Origin of the sequence: Streptomyces mesophilus, from assembly GCF_040300965.1 — a bacterium.
Taxonomy (GTDB): domain Bacteria; phylum Actinomycetota; class Actinomycetes; order Streptomycetales; family Streptomycetaceae; genus Streptomyces; species Streptomyces mesophilus_A.
Window position 1 is genome coordinate 1 of sequence record NZ_JBEPEW010000321.1, and the last position, 1,021, is coordinate 1,021.

Here is a 1,021-nt window from a genome sequence, read left to right on the forward strand (position 1 = left end):
CGGTGTCCTCGTGCGTACGGCTCAGGCGGCGGCGCGCAGCTCGACCGCCGCGAGCGGGATGAAGCCGGTGCCGTCGCCCGAGGTGTCGAGGTGGCCGCCGGAGAGCCGCTTGAGCATGGCGACCGCGATCCGTTCGCCCTGCGCCTTGGCGCGCTCGGCGTTCGGGCCCGTGTGCAGTCCGTCGATGGTGGCGTGCCACAGCTGGACCCAGCGGCCGAAGTGCTCGGCGGTCATCGGCTCGACGGAGTGCAGGGCGGCGTGCGGGGCGAACGCGTTGCGCTGGTACTCGGCGCTGCGGAAGAGGGCGCGCTCCCAGAAGTCGGTGATCCGGGGCATGTGGATGTCCAGCCTTGTGCCGGCGATCTCCGTGAAGAAGGGGCCGATCTGGGGGTCCGCGAAGGCGGCCGTGTAGAAACGGCGCAGCAGGACGTCGAGATCGGTACGGCCGGCGATGTCGGCGCGGTCACGGGCAGCGAAATGCACGGGGTCCATCCTTCCATGGTCCACCTTCCCGGTGGGCCCGGACAGGTCCATAGGTCCCGGGTGCACGCGGCGCATGTCCCGTGCGCGGCTGGTGCCACGGGGGCTCCGCCGGCGGCTTGCGCCCCCAGGCCCCCGCTTCTGCCGGGTGCGGCTTCGTGTGCGGCTTTCTGGCGGTGCGTGCTGGGCGTTTCGTGTGCGGCTTTCCGCCGGTGCGTGCTGGGCGTTGCGTGTGCGGCTTTCCGCCGGTGCGTGCTGCGCGTGCGGTTTCCGTGTGCGGCCTGCTGGCGGTGCGTGCTGCGCGTGCGGTTTCCGTGTGCGGCCTTCCGCCGGTGCGTTCTACGCGTATGGGTTCGTGTGCGGCCTTCCGCCGGTGCGTTCTACGCGTGCGGCTTCGTATGCGGCTTTCCGCCGGTGCGCTGTGCGCCTGCGGTTTCGTCGTGGGTCGGGGCCGGGGTGGGGTGCTTGCTCATTCGGGCAATGGCACCGTGGCCGCGAAGGGTCACCGTCTCCGACGGGAGTGCCCGAATGACAATGCACC

The 1,021-nt window shown here is 71.3% G+C and carries 1 protein-coding gene; it reads right to left on the bottom strand.

Annotated elements, in window-relative coordinates; genetic code table 11:
• Positions 1–21: 21 nt before the first annotated feature.
• Positions 22–492, bottom strand: a complete 471-nt coding sequence (locus tag ABT367_RS41405) for a group III truncated hemoglobin (protein ID WP_352259135.1) — start codon at positions 490–492, stop codon at positions 22–24.
• Positions 493–1,021 lie beyond the last annotated feature (529 nt).

What these genes read in the sequence shown, in the direction of transcription:
- ABT367_RS41405 (WP_352259135.1), bottom strand. Translation starts at nt 492, where the DNA reads ATGGACCCCGTGCATTTCGCTGCCCGTGACCGCGCCGACATCGCCGGC.